At 54.3% G+C, this 21489-nt stretch carries 21 protein-coding genes and 2 tRNA genes; 16 read left to right on the forward strand and 7 right to left on the reverse strand.

The features are described 5' to 3' along the window. The first annotated feature begins 42 nt into the window (after positions 1–42). Both OWK27_RS23345 and dkgB read left to right on the forward strand, forming a co-directional pair. A tRNA-Asp gene (locus OWK27_RS23345) sits at positions 43–119 on the forward strand. A gap of 160 nt (positions 120–279) precedes the next feature. Next, entirely contained in the window at positions 280–1083 is an 804-nt protein-coding gene (gene dkgB / locus OWK27_RS23350) for a 2,5-didehydrogluconate reductase DkgB (protein WP_267591317.1), read from the forward strand. Positions 1084–1112: 29 nt separating this feature from the next. Here dkgB and yafC read toward each other — a convergent pair whose 3' ends face one another. Then, positions 1113–2018 carry a DNA-binding transcriptional regulator YafC gene (yafC, locus tag OWK27_RS23355; protein ID WP_267591318.1) on the reverse strand — a complete coding sequence of 302 codons (906 nt, stop codon included), beginning with the start codon at positions 2016–2018 and terminating at the stop codon, positions 1113–1115. 104 nt (positions 2019–2122) lie between these two features. Between yafC and OWK27_RS23360 the strand changes: the two genes are divergently transcribed. From OWK27_RS23360 to OWK27_RS23370, 3 genes are all read left to right on the forward strand, one after another. Continuing rightward, positions 2123–3298, forward strand: a complete 1176-nt coding sequence (locus OWK27_RS23360; protein WP_267591319.1) for an MFS transporter — start codon at positions 2123–2125, stop codon at positions 3296–3298. A gap of 137 nt (positions 3299–3435) precedes the next feature. Next, a complete protein-coding gene (locus tag OWK27_RS23365; RefSeq protein WP_148420174.1) occupies positions 3436–4236 on the forward strand; it encodes an endonuclease/exonuclease/phosphatase family protein in 801 nt (266 codons plus the stop codon). 76 nt (positions 4237–4312) lie between these two features. Then, positions 4313–5086 carry a class I SAM-dependent methyltransferase gene (locus OWK27_RS23370; protein WP_267591320.1) on the forward strand — a complete coding sequence of 258 codons (774 nt, stop codon included), beginning with the start codon at positions 4313–4315 and terminating at the stop codon, positions 5084–5086. A gap of 51 nt (positions 5087–5137) precedes the next feature. Here the strand turns inward: OWK27_RS23370 and mltD are convergent, their stop codons facing one another. Both mltD and gloB read right to left on the reverse strand, forming a co-directional pair. After that, positions 5138–6502, reverse strand: a complete 1365-nt coding sequence (gene mltD, locus OWK27_RS23375) for a murein transglycosylase D (protein WP_148420176.1) — start codon at positions 6500–6502, stop codon at positions 5138–5140. A gap of 68 nt (positions 6503–6570) precedes the next feature. Then, a complete protein-coding gene (gloB, locus tag OWK27_RS23380) occupies positions 6571–7329 on the reverse strand; it encodes a hydroxyacylglutathione hydrolase (protein WP_267591321.1) in 759 nt (252 codons plus the stop codon). A 32-nt stretch (positions 7330–7361) separates the two neighbouring features. On the opposite strand from gloB, the gene OWK27_RS23385 reads away from it, so the two are divergent. After that, positions 7362–8078 (forward strand): class I SAM-dependent methyltransferase, encoded by a 717-nt coding sequence (locus OWK27_RS23385; RefSeq protein ID WP_148420178.1) that lies wholly within the window; start codon positions 7362–7364, stop codon positions 8076–8078. Here OWK27_RS23385 and rnhA read toward each other — a convergent pair whose 3' ends face one another. Further along, a complete protein-coding gene (gene rnhA / locus OWK27_RS23390; protein WP_176608652.1) occupies positions 8079–8657 on the reverse strand; it encodes a ribonuclease HI in 579 nt (192 codons plus the stop codon). Between rnhA and dnaQ the strand changes: the two genes are divergently transcribed. Together dnaQ and OWK27_RS23400 are read left to right on the forward strand one after the other, a co-directional pair. Continuing rightward, positions 8611–9342 (forward strand): DNA polymerase III subunit epsilon, encoded by a 732-nt coding sequence (dnaQ, locus tag OWK27_RS23395; RefSeq protein WP_209007151.1) that lies wholly within the window; start codon positions 8611–8613, stop codon positions 9340–9342. The genes rnhA and dnaQ overlap by 47 nt on opposite strands. 132 nt (positions 9343–9474) lie before the next feature. After that, positions 9475–9551: transfer RNA gene (locus tag OWK27_RS23400), tRNA-Asp, on the forward strand. A gap of 100 nt (positions 9552–9651) precedes the next feature. Here the strand turns inward: OWK27_RS23400 and OWK27_RS23405 are convergent. Then, positions 9652–10422, reverse strand: a complete 771-nt coding sequence (locus OWK27_RS23405; RefSeq protein ID WP_267591322.1) for an amidohydrolase — start codon at positions 10420–10422, stop codon at positions 9652–9654. Between the two features lie 108 nt (positions 10423–10530). Beyond that, positions 10531–12975: an acyl-CoA dehydrogenase FadE gene (fadE, locus tag OWK27_RS23410; RefSeq protein WP_267591323.1), complete on the reverse strand. Its 2445-nt coding sequence runs from the start codon at positions 12973–12975 to the stop codon at positions 10531–10533. A gap of 239 nt (positions 12976–13214) precedes the next feature. Here fadE and lpcA point away from each other — a divergent pair, with 239 nt between their 5' ends. Continuing rightward, positions 13215–13793 (forward strand): D-sedoheptulose 7-phosphate isomerase, encoded by a 579-nt coding sequence (lpcA, locus tag OWK27_RS23415; RefSeq protein ID WP_003863232.1) that lies wholly within the window; start codon positions 13215–13217, stop codon positions 13791–13793. A gap of 48 nt (positions 13794–13841) precedes the next feature. Next, on the forward strand, positions 13842–14609 hold the full coding sequence (locus OWK27_RS23420) for a class II glutamine amidotransferase (protein WP_148420204.1): 768 nt from the start codon (positions 13842–13844) through the stop codon (positions 14607–14609). Here the strand turns inward: OWK27_RS23420 and dpaA are convergent. Beyond that, a complete protein-coding gene (dpaA, locus tag OWK27_RS23425; protein WP_148420205.1) occupies positions 14580–15320 on the reverse strand; it encodes a peptidoglycan meso-diaminopimelic acid protein amidase in 741 nt (246 codons plus the stop codon). The two genes, OWK27_RS23420 and dpaA, sit on opposite strands and share 30 nt — an antisense overlap. 300 nt (positions 15321–15620) lie before the next feature. Between dpaA and OWK27_RS23430 the strand changes: the two genes are divergently transcribed. The 6 genes from OWK27_RS23430 to nqrF are packed head-to-tail and all read left to right on the forward strand — an operon-like array spanning position 15621 to position 21457. After that, positions 15621–16964, forward strand: a complete 1344-nt coding sequence (locus OWK27_RS23430; RefSeq protein ID WP_267591324.1) for a Na(+)-translocating NADH-quinone reductase subunit A — start codon at positions 15621–15623, stop codon at positions 16962–16964. A gap of 2 nt (positions 16965–16966) precedes the next feature. Then, positions 16967–18202, forward strand: a complete 1236-nt coding sequence (locus OWK27_RS23435; protein ID WP_148420207.1) for an NADH:ubiquinone reductase (Na(+)-transporting) subunit B — start codon at positions 16967–16969, stop codon at positions 18200–18202. Then, positions 18195–18989: a Na(+)-translocating NADH-quinone reductase subunit C gene (locus tag OWK27_RS23440; protein ID WP_148420208.1), complete on the forward strand. Its 795-nt coding sequence runs from the start codon at positions 18195–18197 to the stop codon at positions 18987–18989. Before OWK27_RS23435 ends, OWK27_RS23440 begins: the two co-directional genes overlap by 8 nt. Beyond that, complete coding sequence (locus tag OWK27_RS23445; RefSeq protein WP_014882676.1) at positions 18982–19620, forward strand: NADH:ubiquinone reductase (Na(+)-transporting) subunit D; 639 nt, start codon at positions 18982–18984, stop codon at positions 19618–19620. Before OWK27_RS23440 ends, OWK27_RS23445 begins: the two co-directional genes overlap by 8 nt. A 6-nt stretch (positions 19621–19626) precedes the next feature. Beyond that, positions 19627–20223 carry an NADH:ubiquinone reductase (Na(+)-transporting) subunit E gene (gene nqrE, locus OWK27_RS23450; RefSeq protein WP_061099102.1) on the forward strand — a complete coding sequence of 199 codons (597 nt, stop codon included), beginning with the start codon at positions 19627–19629 and terminating at the stop codon, positions 20221–20223. A 10-nt stretch (positions 20224–20233) separates the two neighbouring features. Beyond that, positions 20234–21457: an NADH:ubiquinone reductase (Na(+)-transporting) subunit F gene (nqrF, locus tag OWK27_RS23455; protein ID WP_148420209.1), complete on the forward strand. Its 1224-nt coding sequence runs from the start codon at positions 20234–20236 to the stop codon at positions 21455–21457. The last annotated feature ends 32 nt before the right edge of the window (positions 21458–21489 follow it).

A 21489-nucleotide genomic window follows, 5' to 3' on the forward strand; every position in this document is an offset into this window, starting at 1 on the left:
GTGAGCCGGTGCATTAATCCGGTGGTTACAGAAGTATTCGGTGGAGCGGTAGTTCAGTCGGTTAGAATACCTGCCTGTCACGCAGGGGGTCGCGGGTTCGAGTCCCGTCCGTTCCGCCACTTATTAAAAGCCCTGAGCTAACGCTCAGGGCTTTTTTCTTATCTGACGTCTAATTATTGCGAAATTAGCAAAAATCCTCTGCGTTTTACGATCTTTTTTCACATAACAACGTCAACGATAATTCTCCTCAGTTTACGAACATAACGATTGAGGAATCATATGACTATCCCTGCACTGGGTCTGGGCACTTTCCGTCTGAAAGACGACGTTGTTATCGGCTCTGTTAAAACCGCACTTGAACTGGGCTATCGCGCTGTTGATACGGCACAAATTTATGACAACGAAGCTGCTGTCGGTCAGGCTATTGAAGAGAGCGGCGTTCCGCGCAGCGAGCTTTTCATCACAACGAAAATCTGGATTGAGAATCTCAGCAAAGACAAGCTGATCCCAAGCCTGAAAGAAAGCCTGAAAAAGCTGCGTACTGATTATGTCGATCTGACGCTGATCCACTGGCCATCACCTAACGATGAAGTCGCAGTGGAAGAGTTCATGCAGGCGCTGCTGGAAGCAAAGAAGCAGGGCTTAACGCGTGAAATAGGTATTTCTAACTTCACTATCCCATTGATGGAAAAAGCGATTGCCGCAGTGGGGAAAGAGAATATTGCCACCAACCAGATTGAACTCTCACCATACCTGCAAAACCGCAACGTAGTGGAGTGGGCAAAACAGCACGGTATTCACATCACCTCTTATATGACGCTGGCTTATGGTAAAGCGCTGAAGGATGAAGTAATTGCACGTATCGCTGAGAAACACAATGCGACCGCAGCGCAGGTTATCCTGGCATGGGCGATGGGCGAAGGCTATGCCGTGATCCCGTCGTCAACCAAACGTGAAAACCTGGCAAGCAACCTGCTGGCGCTGGATCTCCAGCTTGATGATGAAGATAAAAAAGCGATCGCCGCGCTGGAATGCAACGATCGTCTGGTAAGCCCGGAAGGTTTAGCGCCAGACTGGGATTAATAAAAACCCTCCCTCTGTACCCTCAACCCTTACACAGCTCCTTCGGGAGCTGTTTTTATATGTTCACTAAGAAAGTCGATAAAGGCGCGTATGCGCGTGCTCACCGCTCTGTCGCTGTAATACACGGCACTGAAAGGCATCTCTACGGGCAAGCGTTTGTCAGCCATCAGCTCAACAAGCCGACCATCGGCAATTTCCTTTTCAATCATATAGTCTGATAAACACGCGATTCCGTTTCCTTCAAGGCACAGCTGCTTTAGCGTTTCACCGCTATTGGACGAAATCCCGCAGGTAATTTCATGAAGCTGTCCATCATGGCAGGCCACGGGCCAGGTGTTCAGCGAGACGGGTTCCGTAAAGCCCAGACACAGATGCTGCCTTAACTCCTCAACCGTCTCCGGGTTACCATGCTCTGCAATATATTGCGGTGACGCGATAATTTTGCGGTAGCTGGTGAACAGAGGGCGAGCGCGTAAGCTTGAATCCGTCAGGGTTCCGGCGCGGATCGCCACATCCACTTTACGCTCAATAAGATTGATAAACGTTTCCGAGGAGACCAGAGACAGGGTCATCTCCGGGTAGCGCTCACGGAAGGGCTTAATCAGCGGCATCAAAAAATGAAGCACGACCGGCGTAGCCGCATCGATGCGCAGCAATCCGCGCGGGGTGCTGCGCGATTCCATTATTTCCGTTTCTGCCGCCGCCATCTCCTGCAAAACGGACTGCACGCGTCGAAAATAACGTTCACCTTCTTCCGTCAGGCTGAGCTGCCGCGTTGTTCTGTTAAGCAGACTCACTCCGAGCTTCATCTCCAGCTTTTTCACCGAGCGGCTAATGGCTGAGTTTGCCTGCCCGAGCTGTTCGGCCGCACGGCTGAAGCTGCCGCTTTCAACAACGGCAACGAAGATAGTCAGTTCTTCCGATGTGGCTTTCATTATTGCATCACCTGCAAAATTCTATTGAGATTCTAACCATTTTTGTTATTTAAACACTGGCGCATACTGCCTGTCATCTTAATCCTGAAGAGACGGAGTATTTTATGCCACTGGCGCTACTTGCCCTGACGATCAGTGCCTTTGCAATTGGCACGACCGAATTTGTTATTGTAGGACTGGTTCCTACCATTGCCGATCAGCTTGCCATTTCATTGCCCTCTGCCGGGCTGCTGGTTTCAATCTATGCGTTAGGCGTTGCTGTCGGCGCGCCTGTACTGACCGCGCTGACGGGGCGTTTTCCGCGTAAGCAGCTGCTGGTTGCCCTGATGGTGCTTTTCACCGCCGGAAATATTCTGGCGTGGCAGGCGCCGGACTACACCACTCTGGTCATTGCTCGCCTGCTGACGGGCCTCGCGCACGGTGTTTTCTTCTCAATCGGTTCCACTATTGCAACCAGCCTGGTACCAAAAGAAAAGGCGGCGTCCGCTATTGCCATTATGTTTGGTGGATTAACCGTCGCGCTGGTCACCGGTGTACCGTTAGGCACGTTTATCGGACAACATTTTGGCTGGCGTGAAACCTTCCTTGCCGTATCGCTGCTGGGCGTTATCGCTCTGGTGGCCAGCCTGCTGCTGATACCGTCGAATATTCCGGGCCGCGCCAGCGCGAGCCTTAGCGGGCAGATTAAGGTACTTACCCATCCGCGTCTGCTGCTTATCTACGCCATTACGGCTCTGGGGTATGGCGGCGTGTTCACTGCTTTTACCTTCCTTGCACCGATGATGCAGGAACTGGCCGGTTTCTCGCCGGGCGCCGTGAGCTGGATTTTATTGGGCTACGGGATCTCCGTTGCAATCGGCAATATATGGGGCGGTAAGCTTGCGGATAAACATGGTGCGGTACCGGCGCTGAAGTTTATTTTCGCGGCTCTGGTTGTCCTGCTGATGGTTTTCCAGTTCACCGCATCGATGCAATACGCCTCGCTGGTCACGGTTCTGGTGATGGGAATATTTGCTTTCGGTAACGTGCCTGGGCTTCAGGTGTATGTTGTACAGAAAGCCGAACGTTATACGCCAGGTGCGGTGGATGTCGCATCCGGCCTGAATATCGCCGCATTCAATATCGGTATCGCGCTCGGATCGGTAATTGGTGGGCAGACCGTCCAGCACTTCGGGTTAACCCAAACGCCGTGGATTGGCGCAGTGATTGTGCTTGTGGCGTTTCTGCTGATTGGTTTGAGCGGACGGCTTGATAAGCCCGCGCGGGTTGCACTTGGATAAGCGGCAGTAAGTGCTTGCTTACAAAACTGGAAAGCGGTTTCTCAGTAATTGCGTTGAAAGTATGAACTAAAATCCCTATAACATTAGAACCAGTCCGTTTTCCGGGCTGGTTCAAGTTATAGAGGTCGTTTCCAAAAGTGCGAAAAAATACCTATGCCATGCGTTATGTTGCCGGAATGCCAGCGGAGAGGATCTTACCTCCGGGGTCGTTTGCGAGCCTTGGCCAGGCATTGCCGGCGGGGACACCCTTAAGCAGTGACGATAAAATTCGCGTGCTGGTGTGGAATATTTTCAAACAACAGCGCGCGGAGTGGTTATCCGTACTCAAGAATTTTGGCAAAGATGCGCATCTTGTTTTGTTGCAGGAGGCGCAAACCACGCCTGAACTGGTAAGGTTTGCAACAACAAACTATCTTGCAGCCGATCAGGTGCCTGCTTTTGTCCTTCCACAGCATCCCTCTGGCGTGATGACCCTTTCAGCCGCGCATCCGGTCTACTGCTGCCCGTTGCGTGAGCGTGAGCCCATCCTTCGCCTGGCAAAATCGGCGCTGGTCACGGTCTATCCGCTGCCGGATACCCGTCTGCTGATGGTGGTTAACATCCATGCGGTGAACTTCAGCCTGGGTGTTGATGTGTATAGTAAGCAGTTACTTCCTATTGGCGATCAGATAGCGCATCACAGTGGGCCGATCATTATGGCCGGTGACTTCAATGCCTGGAGCAGGCCGCGTATGAACGCGCTGTACCGCTTTGCGCGTGAAATGTCGCTGCGTGAAGTGCGCTTTAGCGATGACCAGCGCAAGAAAGCGTTTGGCCGTCCTCTTGATTTCGTCTTCTATCGTGGTTTGAGCGTACACGATGCGTCCGTTCTGGTGACGCGTGCCTCCGATCATAATCCGCTACTAGTAGAATTCAGTCCCGGCAAACCTGATAAATAATGGTGCGTCAGGTCTGCCGTGGGGCAGACCTGCGCGGGTGCTGCCCTTAATTTTTTTAACCCAAAAGGACAGCACAATGACAACAACACACTCCCATCATGACAACGTCGAAAAACAGTTCGGCTCTCAGGCAAAGGCGTATCTGAGCAGCACTGTGCATGCTTCTGGCCGCGATCTGCTGCGCCTCGGCGAACGTCTCGCCGCTTTCCCTGACGCGCACGTGCTGGACTTAGGCTGCGGAGCGGGGCACGCCAGTTTTACCGCCGCACAGCACGTTGCGCGGGTAACGGCCTATGACTTATCGAGCCAGATGCTGGACGTTGTTGCTGAGGCGGCGAAAGCGAAAGGGCTGAATAACGTTACGACGCGGCAGGGCTATGCTGAATCTTTGCCCTTCGGGGATGCATCGTTTGAGGTTGCGATCAGCCGTTACTCTGCACACCACTGGCATGATGTCGGCCAGGCGTTGCGGGAAGTGAAGCGGGTGCTCAAGCCGGGCGGGATTTTCATTATCATGGACGTAATGTCGCCGGGTCATCCGGTAAGGAACATCTGGCTCCAGACGGTTGAAGCGCTGCGCGATACGTCGCACGTGCAAAATTACTCCAGCGGCGAGTGGCTGACGTTCATTACCGAAGCCGGTTTACTTTCACGATCGTTGGTAACAGACCGTTTGCCGCTGGAGTATGGCTCGTGGATCGCGCGCATGCGGACACCGGAAGCGCTGAGTCAGGCGATCCGTTTGTATCAGGAGAGCGCTTCTGCTGACGTGAAAGCATATTTTGAGCTGAAGGATGATGGTTCGTTCACCAGCGACACCATTATGGCCGAGGCGCAAAAGGCGGGATAAACAAAAAAGGCACCGAGGGGAATCGGTGCCTTTTATCTGATTATCGTACTGTCAGGAATCTGGCGTGGCGCTGTTTTTCACAAACAGCGTCAGCTGGTCGCCAGGCTGCAGGTTGTCAGTACCGTTGTTCCAGCGCATCACATCTTTGATGTTTACGCCGTGACGTTTAGCGATACTGGACAGCGAGTCGCCTTTACGCACGCGATAGGTAATGCTATCGCTGTTTTTAGCGAGACGCTGTGCGCTGGTACCTGCACCTACGGTCAGCGTTTGACCCACTTTCAGACCGGACCCGCGCAAATTATTCCACTGCTGCAGATCTTTCGTATTCACGCCAAGACGTGAAGCAATCCCTGAAAGCGTATCGCCTGACCGAACCTTATAGCTGCGGCTGCTTACCGGCGACGTGTCAGCGATCAGCGTGGACTGAACGGCTGCAATTTCACCCGAAGCTAAAGACTCACGTAACTGCTCTGCATGTTTCTGCGGAACCATCACATAGCGTGGGCCACTTGCGCCCAGCGTAGAGCCTTTAACGCCTGCATTAAAGGTTTTAAGCTTACTTACCGACATACCCGTCATATCGGCAACCTGTTGAATATCAACCGGGCTGCTGAGGCGGACACGCGCCAGTGCACGACTTTCGTCTGGTGTTGGCAGTTGTACACCGTAACGTTTGCTGTTCTTGAGAATGTCGCTCAATGCCAGCATTTTCGGTACGTAAATCTTTGTTTCCCGTGGCAGTGAGAGCGACCAGAAGTCTGTGGATTTACCACGCGCTTTATTCGCTTTCATTGCCTTCAGTACGCGACCTTCACCACTATTATACGCTGCGACAGTTAATAACCAGTCGCCATCAAACATCTTGTTCAGACGTTGCATCATGTCGAGAGCGGCTGTCGTTGAAGCGACAACATCACGACGCGCATCGTAGTTGCGGGTCTGCTTTAAACCATAATTGCGCCCTGTGCTCGGAATGATCTGCCAAATGCCAGCTGCATTGGCGCCAGACGTCGCGTGCGGGTCAAAAGCGCTCTCCACTATGGGTAGTAGTACCAGTTCCATAGGCATGTTACGTTTCTTAACTTGCCCGGCTATCCAGTACATATACGGCTCTGCCCGTAATGTTACATCGTGGAGATAGCTCTTATTTCTTAAATACTTCTGTTTCTGTTCGCGAATCCGGCTGTTTTCCGGAATTCCCATCTTTAGCTCGTCGCCAATGGAGGCCCACAAGTCTTGTTCCTGCGCGAAAGTTGTCCCATCGTCCAACCATCGCGCCTGACTCGTAAACTTCCCTGCTTCCCCTTGACCAGCTGCAGAAAGGCTCTGTGCGTGCTGTTGTACGTTGCTGCCGTTTTGTGACTGGCAACCTACAAGCAGGACAGAGGCGAGTAATATCGCTTTTGCCTTCATGTGTGTGTCAATAGTTGCTTAAAAGACGAGCGATGATAACGGCGAAATTTTGAAAAGGCAACCCGCAATTATCTGAAGTTATCTTTCTTTGACCTTAACCATGCAAAACGCGCTTCTGGTTGTAACAAATTTGTTTCTTGGTTAATTTTATTAATTAAATCAACATCATCAGTTCTTAAAAATAAATTTATTTGCCGCTCATTTTTCAGAATTACGGGTAGTGTGCTTTGGTTTTTTGCACGTAACTCCTTCACTTTCAGGTAATAATCCTGAATCATGCGATCCTCAGGTAAGATGCTCACGGCAAACTTCATATTTCCTAATGTATACTCATGTGCGCAACAAATGACGGTATCAGCAGGCAGTGCATTAATTTTTTGTAAAGATTGATACATTTGTTCTGGAGTGCCTTCAAAAAGCCTTCCGCAGCCGCCGGAAAACAGCGTGTCACCGCAAAACAGATAAGGTTTACTGTAGAAACAGAGATGTCCAGAAGTGTGACCTGGTGTGGCAAATACGGAAAACTCCCACCCGAGAATGAGGACACTTTCGCCTTCTTCGACTACTTGCGTTGTACCCTTATCCTGTGTCTCTGCCGGCCCGTATACGGCAAGATGTGGAAAGCGAGCAAGCAGATCGGGAACACCGCCCACGTGATCGTTATGGTGATGGGTGAGAAGAATCGCTTCCGGTTGCCAGCCGTTTTCTTTTATAGCGTGCAGGATCGGTGCGGATTCGCCTGGATCAACAATGATGCATCTGCGATCGTCGTCGACTAAAACCCAGATGTAATTGTCCTGAAAGGCGGAAATACTGATAAGATTCATGCATTACCTCTTATTGCGTGGCGGGTGTTTTGATGAAACCGGCAAGGATACCTCAGACTGTCGCACCACCGGAACGTTGGGCAGAGTTGCCCTGGGGTGAATACTATCGCGAGGCGCTAGAACAACAGCTTAAACCCTGGCTCGCGAAAATGTATGGTTTTCACCTGCTTAAGATTGGCAATCTCAGCGCGGAAATCAATACCGAAAGCTGCGCTATCTCGCATCAGGTTAACGTGTCGCTGAGTGGCTCCCCGGTGCAGGTTAAAGCGAATCCACTGCATTTACCGTTTGCTGAAAAATCCATTGATGCCTGTCTGCTCGCCCACACTCTGCCCTGGTGCAGCGATCCTCATCGACTGCTGAGGGAGGCTGACCGCGTTTTGATTGACGACGGCTGGCTGATCCTGAGCGGTTTTAATCCGCTGAGTCTGATGGGGCTACGCAAACTGACGCCCGTGCTGCGCCGCAGGCCGCCGTATAACAGCCGGATGTTTACCATGATGCGCCAGCTGGACTGGCTTTCACTGCTGAACTTTGAGGTGCTGAGCTACGGTGGTTTTCAGGTCATACCCTGGACGCGAAAAGGCGGCGTTTTACTCAGCACCCATTTACCCGCGCTGGGCTGCATGCAATTTATTGTGGCACGTAAGAGGACAATCCCCCTTACGCTTAACCCAATGAAGCAAAGCAAATCGAAAACCCGGATCCGCCAGGCCGTGGGGGCCACGCGGCAGTACAAAAAACCGTGATCAGGATTCAGGTTGATAACCTGCGTCCTCATGGGTCGGGTTTGATGCCGCCGCGCGAGCCAGCTCGTCACAGCGTTCGTTCTCGGGATGCCCGGCGTGCCCCTTTACCCACTCCCATTTGATCTCGTGCTGGCCCAGGGCGGCATCAAGGCGCTTCCAGAGATCGACATTCTTAACCGGCTTTTTATCTGCCGTTTTCCAGCCGCGTTTTTTCCAGTTGTGGATCCACTGGGTAATGCCCTGGCGGACATACTGGCTGTCGGTACTCAGCACCACGTCGCAATGTTCTTTTAAGGCTTCCAGCGCCACGATGGCCGCCATCAGCTCCATGCGGTTGTTGGTGGTGAGAAAATAGCCTTCACTAAAAGTTTTTTCATGCTGACGGTAGCGCATAATGGCGCCATAGCCGCCCGGCCCTGGGTTACCGAGACAAGATCCATCGGTGAAAATTTCTACCTGTTTACGCATCTCTGGTAGACTTCCTGTATTTGAAACGTTCAGTAAAACGATAAGTCTGACATAAATGACCGCTATGAGCACTGCAATTACTCGCCAGATCGTTCTCGATACCGAAACCACCGGTATGAACCAGATTGGCGCACACTATGAAGGGCACAAGATCATTGAGATTGGTGCCGTTGAAGTGGTGAACCGCCGTCTGACGGGCAATAACTTCCACGTTTACCTGAAACCCGATCGGCTGGTGGACCCCGAAGCGTTCGGCGTGCACGGTATTGCCGATGAGTTTTTGCTCGATAAGCCAACCTTTGCCGACGTCGCGGATGAATTTCTCGACTACATCAGAGGCGCGGAGCTTGTCATTCATAACGCGTCGTTCGATATCGGCTTTATGGACTATGAGTTCAGCAAGCTGAACCGTGATATTCCAAAGACCAATACGTTCTGTAAAGTCACCGATAGCCTGGCGCTGGCAAGGAAGATGTTCCCCGGCAAGCGTAACAGCCTTGATGCCCTGTGTTCGCGCTATGAGATAGACAACACCAAGCGAACGCTGCACGGCGCATTGCTCGATGCCCAGATCCTGGCCGATGTTTACCTGACCATGACCGGCGGTCAGACGTCGATGAAATTCAGCATGGAAAACGAATCTCAGCAGGCGCGTGACGAAGGCGGCATTCAGCGCATTGTGCGTCAGGCTAACCGCTTACGGGTCGTTTTAGCCAGTGATGAAGAGTTGATGAATCACGAGTCTCGTCTTGATTTGGTGCAGAAGAAGGGCGGGAGCTGTCTGTGGCGCGCCTGAAAAGGTGCCGAAACGTTTGTTAATTCATCGTTTGGGTGATTTTTGCAGCAAACGATTCAAAAGTTAAGAAAAAGCGTTGACGAGTTCAGAGGCAAACCGTAATATTCGCCTCGTTCCCCACACGGGAACAGTGGAGCGGTAGTTCAGTCGGTTAGAATACCTGCCTGTCACGCAGGGGGTCGCGGGTTCGAGTCCCGTCCGTTCCGCCACTATTCAGGCCCACGTTACTTGTAACGTGGGCCTTTTTCTTTTCTGCTTTTCCCGGACGTTACGCGAGACAACATGCCAGCGTAACGTCGGGAATTGTACTTATCCGATCGTGAATGGATCGGCATCCTGCCAGGCCGGAAACTTCTCGCGATATTCCGTTAGCGCAGTTAACGAAAGCTCGGCGTCAATTCGCGTGGCCTGATGCGGCTCGGCTGTAGCAATAATTTCTCCCTGCGGGCTTATTACCCGGCTGTCGCCGCGATAATGGTGTCCGTTACCATCCGTGCCTACGCGGTTACATCCCACAATATAAGCCTGGTTTTCAATTGCCCGCGCCGTTAATAACGCCTGCCAGTGAAGTGAACGTGGCGCAGGCCAGTTGGCGACATACAGCGCCAGGTCGTAATCGTTGCGGTTGCGGGACCAGACGGGAAAGCGCAGGTCATAACAGACCAGCGGCAAAATACGCCAGCCGCGCCATTCAAACACCACGCGTTCGTTGCCGGCTACATAATGTTGATGCTCATCCGCCATGCGGAACAGGTGGCGCTTATCGTAGAAATGCACCTTTCCCTCTGGCTCGACCAGCAGGAAGCGGTTAACCGGCCCGCGTTCGGACTGGAGGGCGACGCTACCGGCAATCAGCGCGTTTGTCTCCTGCGCTTTGGCGTGCATCCAGGCTACAACCTCGTCCTGCGGCATCGACTGTTTTGCAGCCTCCATCGCAAAACCCGTGGTGAACATCTCCGGCAGGACAATCACATCGCGACCGGTAATCTCTTCGAACTGGCGATCGAAATGGCGAAGGTTGGCTGGACCGTCCATCCAAACTAAAGGCTGCTGCAAAACAGAAATCTTCAAACCAGGCACGATACCGACTCCTTAAAAGATCGCTTTTTGACACTGTAGCACGTCATTACGAGAAAATGTGGCAATAAAAAACCCCGCACGGAGCGGGGTTGATGGACGCTGAACGTCTTATGCGGCTTCAGGTTTGCGGTGCTTCTCCGGCAGCTTTACCGGCTGTGTCGCCAGCTCTTCCGGTTCGAAATCATCCACGTTAATACTGCGCAGACGGCTCTCTTCGGCTTTCACCAGGAGTGCGGCTTCGCTGTTGTCGATGATGCCGCCCGCCAGGGCCTGTTTTGCCAGCTCGTCCAGGCGGGTGAACGGCAGGTTTTTACCCAGCTGTTTGCAGATCTTCTGGTGAATCGGGTCGGCGGCCATCACGTCCAGCAGCGCCTCTTCCAGCAGGCCGACAGGGTTATGCGGGGTAGGGGCCAGATACTGGCCGCGGCCAATACGGGAGCGGGTTGCGCTCGGAACCTGGAGGATCTTCGCCACTTTATGATCCAGCTTGTCAGACGGCGCCAGGTAATGACGACCGGTCGGGAAGATCGCCACGCGCAGGGCTCCTGCCACAAAGCGGTTCGGGAAGTTCGCCAGCAGATCGTCAATAGCCTGTTCTGCCTGATACAGCGCATCCTGTACACCCCAGTGCACCAGCGGCAGATCCGCTTCCAGACGGCCTTCGTCGTCGTAGCGTTTCAGAACCGCAGAGGCCAGGAAGATCTGGCTCAGCACGTCGCCCAGACGGGCAGAGATGCGCTCACGACGCTTCAGGCTTCCGCCAAGAACGGCCATCGAGACGTCAGACAGCAGGGCCAGGTTTGCGCTCAGGCGGTTCAGGTGCTGGTAATAACGTTTAGTCGCATCGCTGGTCGGCGTCGCGCTGGTGAGGCCGCGCGTCAGGCCGAGCCAGAAGCTGCGCACTTCATTGCTGCCCACGTGACCGATATGTTTGAACAGCAGCTTGTCAAAGGCATCCACGTCGTTATTCTGCGCGGCGGCCATCTCTTCCAGCACGTACGGATGGCAGCGAATTGCGCCCTGACCGAAGATCATCATGCTGCGGGTCAGGATGTTTGCCCCTTCAACGGTGATGGCAATCGGAGCGCCCTGATAGCCGCGCGCCAGGAAGTTGCCTTCGCCGAGCATAATGCCTTTACCGCCTGCGATATCCATTGCGTCAATGATCGACTGCTGCGCGCGGTGGGTACAGTGATACTTCACGATAGCGGACAGCACGGCCGGTTTTTCACCCAGCATAATGCCGTATGTGATGAGCGAGGCTGCGGCATCCATCACGTAAGCGTTACCCGCGATACGCGCCAGCGGCTCTTCAATACCTTCCATCTTGCCGATGGAGATTTTGAACTGACGGCGGATATGGGCGTAAGCACCAATCCCCATCGCCACCGATTTCAGCCCGCCGGTTGAGTTCGACGGCAGGGTAATGCCACGGCCCACCGACAGACATTCCACCAGCATGCGCCAGCCCTGACCGGCCATCTTCGGACCACCGATGATGTAGTCAATCGGCACAAAGATATCCTGACCGCGGGTTGGACCGTTCTGGAACGGCACGTTCAGCGGGAAGTGGCGACGACCAATTTCCACGCCCGGGGTAGAGGTTGGGATCAGCGCACAGGTGATGCCCAGATCTTCTTCACCGCCCAGCAGTTTTTCCGGGTCGGAGAGCTTAAATGCCAGACCCAGCACGGTGGCTATAGGCGCCAGAGTGATATAACGCTTGTTCCAGGTCAGGCGCATGCCCAGCACCTGCTGGCCCTGCCACTCGCCCATGCAGACCACGCCGGTATCCGGGATCGCGCCCGCATCGGAGCCCGCTTCCGGGCTGGTCAGCGCGAAGCATGGAATTTCCTGACCGCGCGCCAGACGCGGCAGGTAGTGATCTTTCTGCTCTTCCGTTCCGTAGTGCTGCAGCAGTTCGCCCGGGCCTAAGGAGTTCGGCACGCCGACGGTAATCGCCAGGATCCCGGAAACACCCGCCAGTTTTTGCAGCACGCGGGCCTGAGCGTAAGCGGAGAATTCAAGACCGCCGTACTCTTTCTTAATGATCATCGCGAAGAAGCGATGCTCTTTCAGGTATGCCCACAGCTCCGGCGGCAGGTCGGCCATTTCATGGGTAATAGCAAAGTCGTTCGCCATGCGGCACGCTTCTTCTACCGGACCGTCAATAAATGCCTGCTCTTCGGCAGTCAGGCGCGGCTGCGGATAGTTGTGCAGCTTTTTCCAGTCCGGGTTGCCCTGGAACAGATCGCCTTCCCACCAGGTGGTACCGGCATCAATCGCCTCTTTCTCCGTACGGGACATCGGCGGCATCACTTTACGGAAGCCCTTAAAGACCGGCGCGGAGATCATCGACTTACGCATCGGCGTCAGGTTGAACGGCAGCAAAATAATGGCCAGCGGGACGAGGACCCAGATGTTCCACAGGCCAGCGACGCCAAGCGCGGCCGTCCAGGCCAGAAGAATAAGGCTACTCAGTAATAAGCTGACGCGGTGATAGAACAACACGCCGAGCAGAATAACGGTTGCGAGAATGCTCAAAATCATCATAAAGAAAAGCTCCCTTGCTTGTAGGAGGTCTGACCACTTGTGATGATATGGTTGTAGTTGATGTCATTTCCTTTAGCAATGTGTTTACAAAATAATTACAACCTGGTTCACATTGTTCGCGTTTTAGCCGGCACAAAAAAGCAAAACGCCGGACGATTCGCATGGCTTTAGCTTCTCGCTTTTACCGCTATCCGGTACACTCCACTGTGTTATTTCATCAATACTGAAGGATTATCCTCATGTACCAGGATCTTATTCGTAACGAACTGAACGAAGCGGCGGAAACGCTGGCGAACTTTCTGAAAGATGATGCCAACATTCACGCTATTCAGCGCGCGGCGGTCCTGCTGGCCGACAGCTTTAAAGCCGGTGGTAAAGTGCTCTCCTGCGGTAACGGCGGTTCCCACTGCGACGCCATGCACTTCGCAGAAGAGCTGACCGGACGCTATCGTGAAAACCGCCCAGGCTACCCGGCGATTGCGATTTCTGACGTAAGCCACATCTCCTGCGTTGGCAACGACTTCGGTTACGACCACATCTTTTCCCGCTACGTTGAGGCGGTAGGCCGTGAAGGTGACGTGCTGCTGGGTATTTCGACGTCCGGTAACTCTGCGAACGTGATCAAAGCCATTGCGGCAGCGCGTGAAAAAGGGATGAAAGTGATCACCCTGACCGGTAAAGATGGCGGTAAGATGGACGGTACGGCGGACATTGAAATCCGTGTTCCGCATTTTGGTTATGCTGACCGCGTTCAGGAAATTCACATCAAAGTGATCCACATCCTGATCCAGCTGATCGAAAAAGAGATGGTTAAGTAAGACTTCGCTGGGGGGCACCGGTGCCCCCCGCTGTTGTGGAGGAGAGATATGTGCGAACTGCTCGGGATGAGCGCCAATGTGCCAACCGATATTTGCTTTAGCTTCACCGGGCTGGTTCAGCGCGGTGGGGGAACCGGGCCGCATAAAGACGGCTGGGGCATCACCTTCTACGAGGGCAAAGGCTGTCGCACGTTCAAAGATCCACAACCCAGCTTTAACTCACCCATTGCTAAACTGGTGCAGGACTACCCCATAAAATCCTGTTCGGTAATTGCCCACATTCGGCAGGCAAACCGTGGGGAAGTCGCGCTGGAAAATACCCATCCGTTTACCCGCGAGCTATGGGGCCGTAACTGGACCTATGCGCATAACGGACAGCTTACGGGCTATAAATCGCTGGAAACCGGCAATTTTCGACCTGTTGGCGAAACCGACAGTGAAAAAGCGTTTTGCTGGCTGCTGCACAAGCTGACCGAGCGTTATCCCCGCACGCCCGGCAACATGACCGCCGTTTTTAAATACATTGCGTCACTGGCGTCTGAGCTACGCGAGAAGGGCGTCTTCAATATGCTGCTGTCTGACGGGCGCTATGTAATGGCGTTTTGTTCCACCAACCTGTTCTGGATCACCCGTCGCGCACCGTTTGGCGTCGCCACGTTGCTCGATCAGGATGTGGAAATTGATTTTCAGAAGGAGACCACGCCGAACGATGTGGTCACCGTCATTGCAACGCAGCCGCTGACGGGCAACGAAACCTGGCAAAAGATCATGCCAGGCGAGTGGGTGCTATTTTGCCTCGGGGACCGCGTAATTTGACGCCAGCTGCGGCTGGACCACTTCATGGCTAAGCGGCTTACTCACCACGTAACGGCCATTGACGATGGATACCACCGGCGGCTTGTGGGTCTGCTCGAAGTAGTCATAGCCCGGTTTTAGCTGTTGCCAGAAATCCTTGTAAACCGAGTATTTATGGCGCGCCATGTTCGCATCCGTCATACGGAACGGGTAGATGCTGACCTGAACATTCGGCTGGCCGAAGACCAGCGCGCCCGTGACAAACTGGAAAATCTCATCAATGCCGGAATCCGTCATCGCATAACAGCCGACAGACACGCAGGCACCGTGGATCATCAGGTATTTACCTTCGTAACCGTGAGCACGGTCAAAGGCATTGGGGAAGCCAATGTTAATCGCTTTATAGAAGCGGCTGTCCGGTTTTAGCTGGTTACGCTGAACGTTGTAAAACCCTTCCGGACTTTTGAAGTCGCCCTGACGCTGTTTTGGCCCCAGCCCGCCAGAGTAGTTACAGATTTTGTAGCTATCGAGCAGCTGATACGTCTCGCCCATTTTGACAAACAGCTCGAGTGTGCGCTCTTCCTTGAAGATTTGAATATAAACCGGGGATCCCATCAACTGCTGTTTATACTCTTTGCTGACCGGCGTCGTTGAACTATTGCTGCCAAGCAGCCCGGCAAACGACATGCACGGTATCAGAAGCATCGCAATGAACAATGCGATTTTACGCATACTACTGGTTCCTTGATAAAACAATGACCAACTTGCCAGAACGGCAAAAGACACCCGAAATCAGACTAATCTGGACAGGAGCGCTCACATTAGCACCGATGGAGATTTTCGCAAGAGCCAACCTTTGAGTTTACAAATTAGTTTTACCTTATAACCCATTCACCTTGACCTGACTCCAGGAACTTTGCGCATTAGTTCGCAATTCGGCGCGCCGGACGGCGGATTTACTGCCCTTGCAGGGGCCCAAAATGGTACACTCCGGCCACTCTGGATTGTTGTTCATGGATACCTGCTAACCACATGTTTAGAATCAGAAAAGGACTCGATCTGCCCATCTCTGGCGTGCCTGAACAGCACGTAATGCCGGGCGCCAGCATTCACCACGTCGCTATTTTGGGTGATGACTACGTGGGGATGCGCCCGGCGATGCTGGTGCAGGAAGGCGATCGCGTAATAAAAGGACAGGCGCTATTCGAGGATAAAAAAAATCCCGGCGTCATGTTTACAGCCCCTGCCAGCGGCACCGTCGTTGCCATCCATCGCGGTGAGCGCCGCGTCCTGCAATCGGTTGTTATTCAAATTGAAGGTGACGAGAAACGCGAATTTGCGCATTACGACGAGGCCGATCTCGCTACCCTCAGCCGCGAAGCGGTGCAGGCTCAACTGCTGGAGTCGGGGCTGTGGACGGCGTTTCGTACGCGTCCCTTCAGCAAAACTCCCGTGCCCGGCACCGTGCCGGCGGCTATTTTCGTGACGGCCATCGACACCAATCCGCTCAGCGCGGACCCGCAGCCTCTCATTCTGGCCGAACGAAAAGCTTTTGATGCCGGGCTCACCGTTTTAACGCGCCTGACGCCGGGTAAAGTGCATGTCTGCCAGGCCAGCGGCGGTAAGCTGGGCGGGCACCCGCAAGGGCAGGTCGCCTTTAATGAATTTGCCGGGCCGCATCCGGCGGGACTGGTGGGCACGCATATCCACTTCCTGGAGCCGGTGAGCCTGACGAAACTGGTCTGGCACCTCAATTATCAGGACGTGATTGCTTTCGGTAAGCTGTTCACCACGGGTGAACTGCATGCAGAACGCATTGTCGCTATTGGCGGCCCTCAGGCAACCCAACCGCGTCTGGTTCGCACTCTGCTTGGGGCGGACATTACTGCGCTGCTGGCTGGCGAAACAAAAGAGGGTGAAAACCGCATTATCTCCGGCTCGGTGCTGAGCGGCAGACACGCAACAGGCACGATGGCCTGGCTGGGACGTTTCCATCTTCAGGTAAGCGTGGTGCTGGAAGGGCGCGAGAAAGAGCTGTTTGGCTGGGTGCTGCCGGGCGCAGAAAAATACTCCGTGACCCGCACCACGCTCGGCCACTTCCTGCGTCATAAGCTGTTTAATTTCTCCACCAGCACAAACGGCGGTGAGCGCGCCATGGTTCCGATTGGCAACTACGAGCGCGTGATGCCGCTGGATATTCTGCCAACCGTGCTGCTGCGCGATCTCCTTGCCGGCGATACCGACAGCGCGCAGGCGCTGGGTTGTCTTGAGCTGGACGAAGAAGATCTGGCGCTGTGTACCTATGTGTGTCCGGGTAAATACGAATATGGACCCGTATTGCGCGAGGTGTTAACCCGCATTGAGCAGGAAGGATAATCATGGGATTAAAACACCTCTTTGAAAAAATAGAGCCGCATTTTACCGAGGGTAAACTGAAGAAGTACTACCCGCTGTATGAAGCGACATCGACCATTTTCTACACGCCGGGTCTGGTGACGAAAGGCGCGGCGCACGTTCGCGATGCCATCGACCTGAAGCGCATGATGATTCTGGTCTGGTTCGCGGTCTTCCCGGCGATGTTCTGGGGCATGTACAACGTCGGGTTGCAGACTATTCCGGCGCTGCATCACATGTACGATGCAGAGCAGCTGGCGCAGGTGATCCAGTCTGACTGGCACTATCGTCTGGCGCAGACGCTGGGCGTGAGCTTTGCGGCAGATGCCGGCTGGATCAGCATGATGACGCTGGGCGCCGTCTTCTTCCTGCCAATCTATATGACCGTCTTTATCGTGGGCGGTTTCTGGGAAGTGCTGTTCGCCATCATCCGCAAACACGAGATCAACGAGGGCTTCTTCGTCACCTCTATTCTGTTTGCGCTGATTGTTCCGCCAACGCTGCCGCTCTGGCAGGCGGCGATGGGGATTAGCTTTGGCGTGGTCATTGCCAAAGAGATCTTCGGCGGAACCGGACGTAACTTCCTTAACCCCGCGCTGGCGGGGCGCGCGTTCCTGTTCTTTGCATACCCGGCGCAAATCTCTGGCGACCTGGTATGGACGGCGGCAGACGGGTTCTCGGGCGCAACGCCACTTTCACAGTGGGCGGCAGGCGGCGGCGAAACGCTGATCAACAATGCCACCGGCCAGCCTGTGACCTGGTTCGACGCGTTTCTTGGCAACATCCCGGGCTCCATTGGTGAAGTGTCTACCCTGATGATCCTGATCGGCGGGGCCATCATCCTCTTTGGCCGCGTGGCGTCCTGGCGCATCGTCGCTGGCGTCATGCTTGGGATGGTGCTCACCGCCACGCTGTTCAATCTTATTGGTTCAGAAACTAACCCGATGTTCTCCATGCCGTGGTACTGGCACCTTGTGCTGGGGGGCTTTGCGTTCGGCATGATGTTTATGGCCACCGATCCCGTCTCTGCCTCGTTTACCGACAGGGGGAAATGGTGGTATGGGGCGCTCATTGGGGTGATGTGTGTACTGATTCGCGTGGTCAACCCGGCCTATCCGGAAGGGATGATGTTGGCCATTCTGTTTGCCAATCTGTTTGCGCCGCTGTTCGACTATCTGGTCGTGCGCGCCAACATTAAGCGGAGGAAGGCGCGTGGCTGAGATCAAAAATAACGACAGCATCAGCAAAACGCTGCTGGTGGTGCTGGTACTGTGCCTGGTCTGTTCCGTCATCGTGGCCGGTTCTGCCGTAGGGTTAAAACCGCTACAGCAGGAGCAACGTGCGCTGGATAAACAGCGCAACATCCTGGCCGTGGCCGGGCTGATGCAGGACGGTATGACGAAGGATGACGTCGCGGCCGTGTTTGCCGAACGCATTACCGCGCGGCTGGTGGATTTGAAAACCGGTGAGCTGATGGATAAAGACCCGGCGAAATATAACCAGGCGCTGGCGCTAAAAGATCCGCAGATGAGCACCATGCTTGACGCCTCGCAGGATCCGGCAGGAATTAAGCGCCGCAGCAACATCGCGGAGATCTACCTGGTGCGTGACGAGCAAAAACGCGTGCAGGAAGTGGTTTTGCCCATCTACGGCAACGGGTTGTGGTCAATGATGTACGCTTTTGTGGCACTGGATACCGATGGCCGCACGGTCAAAGGCATCACCTATTACGATCAGGGCGAAACGCCGGGGCTGGGTGGTGAAGTTGAGAACCCTAACTGGCGTGCCCAGTTTGTCGGTAAAAAAGTGCTCGATGACAACGGTCAGCCTGCGCTGAAGGTGGTGAAAGGGGGCGCGCGTCCCGGTGATGAATTTGCCGTCGACGGTCTTTCCGGCGCCACGCTCACCTCAAACGGCGTGCAGCACAGTTTTGATTTCTGGATGGGTGAACTGGGCTTTGGTCCCTTCCTGAAAAATGTACGTGAAGGAGCGTTAAACAATGGCTGATACGGGTGAACTGAAAGAAGTTAAAAAGGTGCTGATTGGCCCACTCTTAGCCAATAACCCCATAACGCTCCAGGTGCTGGGCGTGTGCTCCGCCCTGGCGGTAACGACCAAGCTGGAAACGGCGGTGGTGATGACGCTGGCGGTAACGCTGGTGACGGCATTCTCCAGCATGTTTATCTCAATGATCCGCCACCACATTCCCAACAGCGTGAGGATCATCGTGCAGATGGCGATCATCGCCTCGCTGGTGATCGTGGTCGATCAGCTGCTGCGGGCCTTTGCTTATGAAACCTCGAAGCAGCTTTCGGTGTTTGTCGGCCTGATTATCACCAACTGCATCGTGATGGGGCGTGCAGAAGCCTACGCCATGAAAATGCCGCCGCTGGCGAGTTTTATGGACGGCATCGGCAACGGCCTGGGTTACGGCGTGATCCTGCTGACGGTTGGTTTCCTGCGCGAGCTTATTGGCAGCGGCAAGCTGTTTGGCATTACGGTGCTGGACACGGTACAGAACGGCGGCTGGTATCTGCCGAACGGCCTGTTCCTGCTGGCCCCAAGCGCATTTTTCATTATCGGTTTGCTAATCTGGCTGATTCGCACGTTGAAGCCTGAACAGCAGGAAAAGGAGTAACCGACGATGGCTCATTACCTGAGTTTATTTGTGCGCGCGGTGTTTGTTGAAAACATGGCGCTCGCCTTTTTCCTGGGCATGTGTACGTTCCTTGCTGTTTCTAAAAAGGTATCGACGGCGTTTGGTCTGGGCGTGGCGGTTACCGTTGTGCTGGGGCTTTCCGTTCCGATCAACAACCTGGTGTTTAACTTCGTGCTGCGGGACAGCGCGCTGGTGGAGGGCGTTGATCTCAGCTTCCTGAACTTCATCACCTTTATCGGGGTGATTGCGGCGCTGGTGCAGATCCTTGAGATGATCCTCGATAAGTATTTCCCGTCGCTGTACAACGCGCTGGGGATCTTCCTGCCGCTTATCGCCGTGAACTGCGCTATTTTTGGCGGCGTCTCGTTTATGGTTCAGCGCGATTACAACTTCAGTGAATCGGTTGTGTATGGCTTCGGCTCCGGTATCGGCTGGATGCTGGCGATCGTCACCATGGCGGGGATCCGTGAAAAAATGAAATATGCCAACGTGCCAGCGGGGTTACGTGGCTTAGGGATCACCTTTATCACCACCGGCCTGATGGCGTTGGGCTTTATGTCCTTCTCCGGTGTGCAGCTATAAGGGCTAACAGATGGAAATTATTCTTGGCGTGGTGATGTTCACGCTGATAGTACTGGTGCTGTCAGGGCTGATTCTGGCGGCGCGTGCGAAGCTGGTCAATTCCGGGGATGTGGTCATTGATATCAATGACGACCCGCAGAATCAGATCCGTACGCCGGCAGGGGATAAGCTGCTGAATACGCTCTCCGGCAACGGGATCTTTGTCTCGTCGGCCTGCGGTGGCGGTGGCTCCTGCGGGCAGTGCCGCGTGACGGTGAAAGAGGGCGGCGGTGATATTCTGCCAACGGAACTGTCGCATATCACGAAGCGTGAAGCGAAAGCGGGCTGCCGTCTGGCGTGCCAGGTCGCGGTTCGTCAGAACATGAAGATTGAGCTGCCGGAAGAGATCTTCGGCGTTAAAAAATGGGAGTGCGAGGTTATCTCTAACGATAACAAAGCTACCTTCATTAAAGAGCTCAAGCTGCGCGTTCCTGAAGGGGAGAGCGTCCCGTTCCGTGCGGGCGGGTATATCCAGATTGATTGCCCGGCGCACACCGTGGCGTATGCGGACTTCGACGTGCCCGAGGAGTATCGGGCCGACTGGGATAAATTTAATCTCTTCCGCTTTGTCTCCGAAGTAAAAGAGCCCGCGCTTCGCGCCTATTCCATGGCGAACTATCCGGAAGAGAAGGGCATCATTATGCTCAACGTGCGTATCGCTACGCCGCCGCCTAACGTGCCAAACGCGCCGCCGGGCGTGATGTCGTCGTATATCTGGTCTCTTAAGCCAGGCGACAAAGTGACCATCTCCGGCCCGTTCGGGGAATTCTTCGCCAAAGATACCGATGCGGAAATGGTCTTTATCGGCGGCGGTGCCGGGATGGCGCCAATGCGTTCGCATATCTTTGACCAGCTTAAGCGTCTTGGCAGCAAGCGTAAGATAAGCTTCTGGTACGGTGCGCGCTCGCTGCGCGAAATGTTCTATGACGATGAGTTCGAACAGCTGGCGCGCGATAACCCTAACTTTACCTTCCACGTGGCGCTTTCCGATCCGCAGCCTGAAGATAACTGGACCGGCTATACGGGCTTCATCCACAACGTGCTGTATGAAAACTACCTCAAACAGCATCCGGCACCGGAAGACTGCGAGTTCTATATGTGTGGTCCGCCAATGATGAACGCCGCCGTGATTAAGATGCTCAAAGATCTTGGCGTGGAAGATGAGAACATCATGCTTGATGATTTCGGAGGCTGATTGTGCTGACCTTTCTGGCGACTTTTGCGGTG

The sequence above is a fragment of the Enterobacter cloacae complex sp. 2022EL-00788 genome, assembly GCF_026627565.1.
Lineage (GTDB): Bacteria > Pseudomonadota > Gammaproteobacteria > Enterobacterales > Enterobacteriaceae > Enterobacter > Enterobacter pasteurii.

What these genes read in the sequence shown, in the direction of transcription:
- dkgB (WP_267591317.1), top strand. Translation starts at nt 280, where the DNA reads ATGACTATCCCTGCACTGGGTCTGGGCACTTTCCGTCTGAAAGACGAC.
- yafC (WP_267591318.1), bottom strand. Translation starts at nt 2,018, where the DNA reads ATGAAAGCCACATCGGAAGAACTGACTATCTTCGTTGCCGTTGTTGAA.
- OWK27_RS23360 (WP_267591319.1), top strand. Translation starts at nt 2,123, where the DNA reads ATGCCACTGGCGCTACTTGCCCTGACGATCAGTGCCTTTGCAATTGGC.
- OWK27_RS23370 (WP_267591320.1), top strand. Translation starts at nt 4,313, where the DNA reads ATGACAACAACACACTCCCATCATGACAACGTCGAAAAACAGTTCGGC.
- mltD (WP_148420176.1), bottom strand. Translation starts at nt 6,502, where the DNA reads ATGAAGGCAAAAGCGATATTACTCGCCTCTGTCCTGCTTGTAGGTTGC.
- gloB (WP_267591321.1), bottom strand. Translation starts at nt 7,329, where the DNA reads ATGAATCTTATCAGTATTTCCGCCTTTCAGGACAATTACATCTGGGTT.
- OWK27_RS23385 (WP_148420178.1), top strand. Translation starts at nt 7,362, where the DNA reads ATGAAACCGGCAAGGATACCTCAGACTGTCGCACCACCGGAACGTTGG.
- dnaQ (WP_209007151.1), top strand. Translation starts at nt 8,611, where the DNA reads ATGAGCACTGCAATTACTCGCCAGATCGTTCTCGATACCGAAACCACC.
- fadE (WP_267591323.1), bottom strand. Translation starts at nt 12,975, where the DNA reads ATGATGATTTTGAGCATTCTCGCAACCGTTATTCTGCTCGGCGTGTTG.
- lpcA (WP_003863232.1), top strand. Translation starts at nt 13,215, where the DNA reads ATGTACCAGGATCTTATTCGTAACGAACTGAACGAAGCGGCGGAAACG.
- OWK27_RS23420 (WP_148420204.1), top strand. Translation starts at nt 13,842, where the DNA reads ATGTGCGAACTGCTCGGGATGAGCGCCAATGTGCCAACCGATATTTGC.
- dpaA (WP_148420205.1), bottom strand. Translation starts at nt 15,320, where the DNA reads ATGCGTAAAATCGCATTGTTCATTGCGATGCTTCTGATACCGTGCATG.
- OWK27_RS23430 (WP_267591324.1), top strand. Translation starts at nt 15,621, where the DNA reads ATGTTTAGAATCAGAAAAGGACTCGATCTGCCCATCTCTGGCGTGCCT.
- OWK27_RS23435 (WP_148420207.1), top strand. Translation starts at nt 16,967, where the DNA reads ATGGGATTAAAACACCTCTTTGAAAAAATAGAGCCGCATTTTACCGAG.
- OWK27_RS23445 (WP_014882676.1), top strand. Translation starts at nt 18,982, where the DNA reads ATGGCTGATACGGGTGAACTGAAAGAAGTTAAAAAGGTGCTGATTGGC.
- nqrE (WP_061099102.1), top strand. Translation starts at nt 19,627, where the DNA reads ATGGCTCATTACCTGAGTTTATTTGTGCGCGCGGTGTTTGTTGAAAAC.
- nqrF (WP_148420209.1), top strand. Translation starts at nt 20,234, where the DNA reads ATGGAAATTATTCTTGGCGTGGTGATGTTCACGCTGATAGTACTGGTG.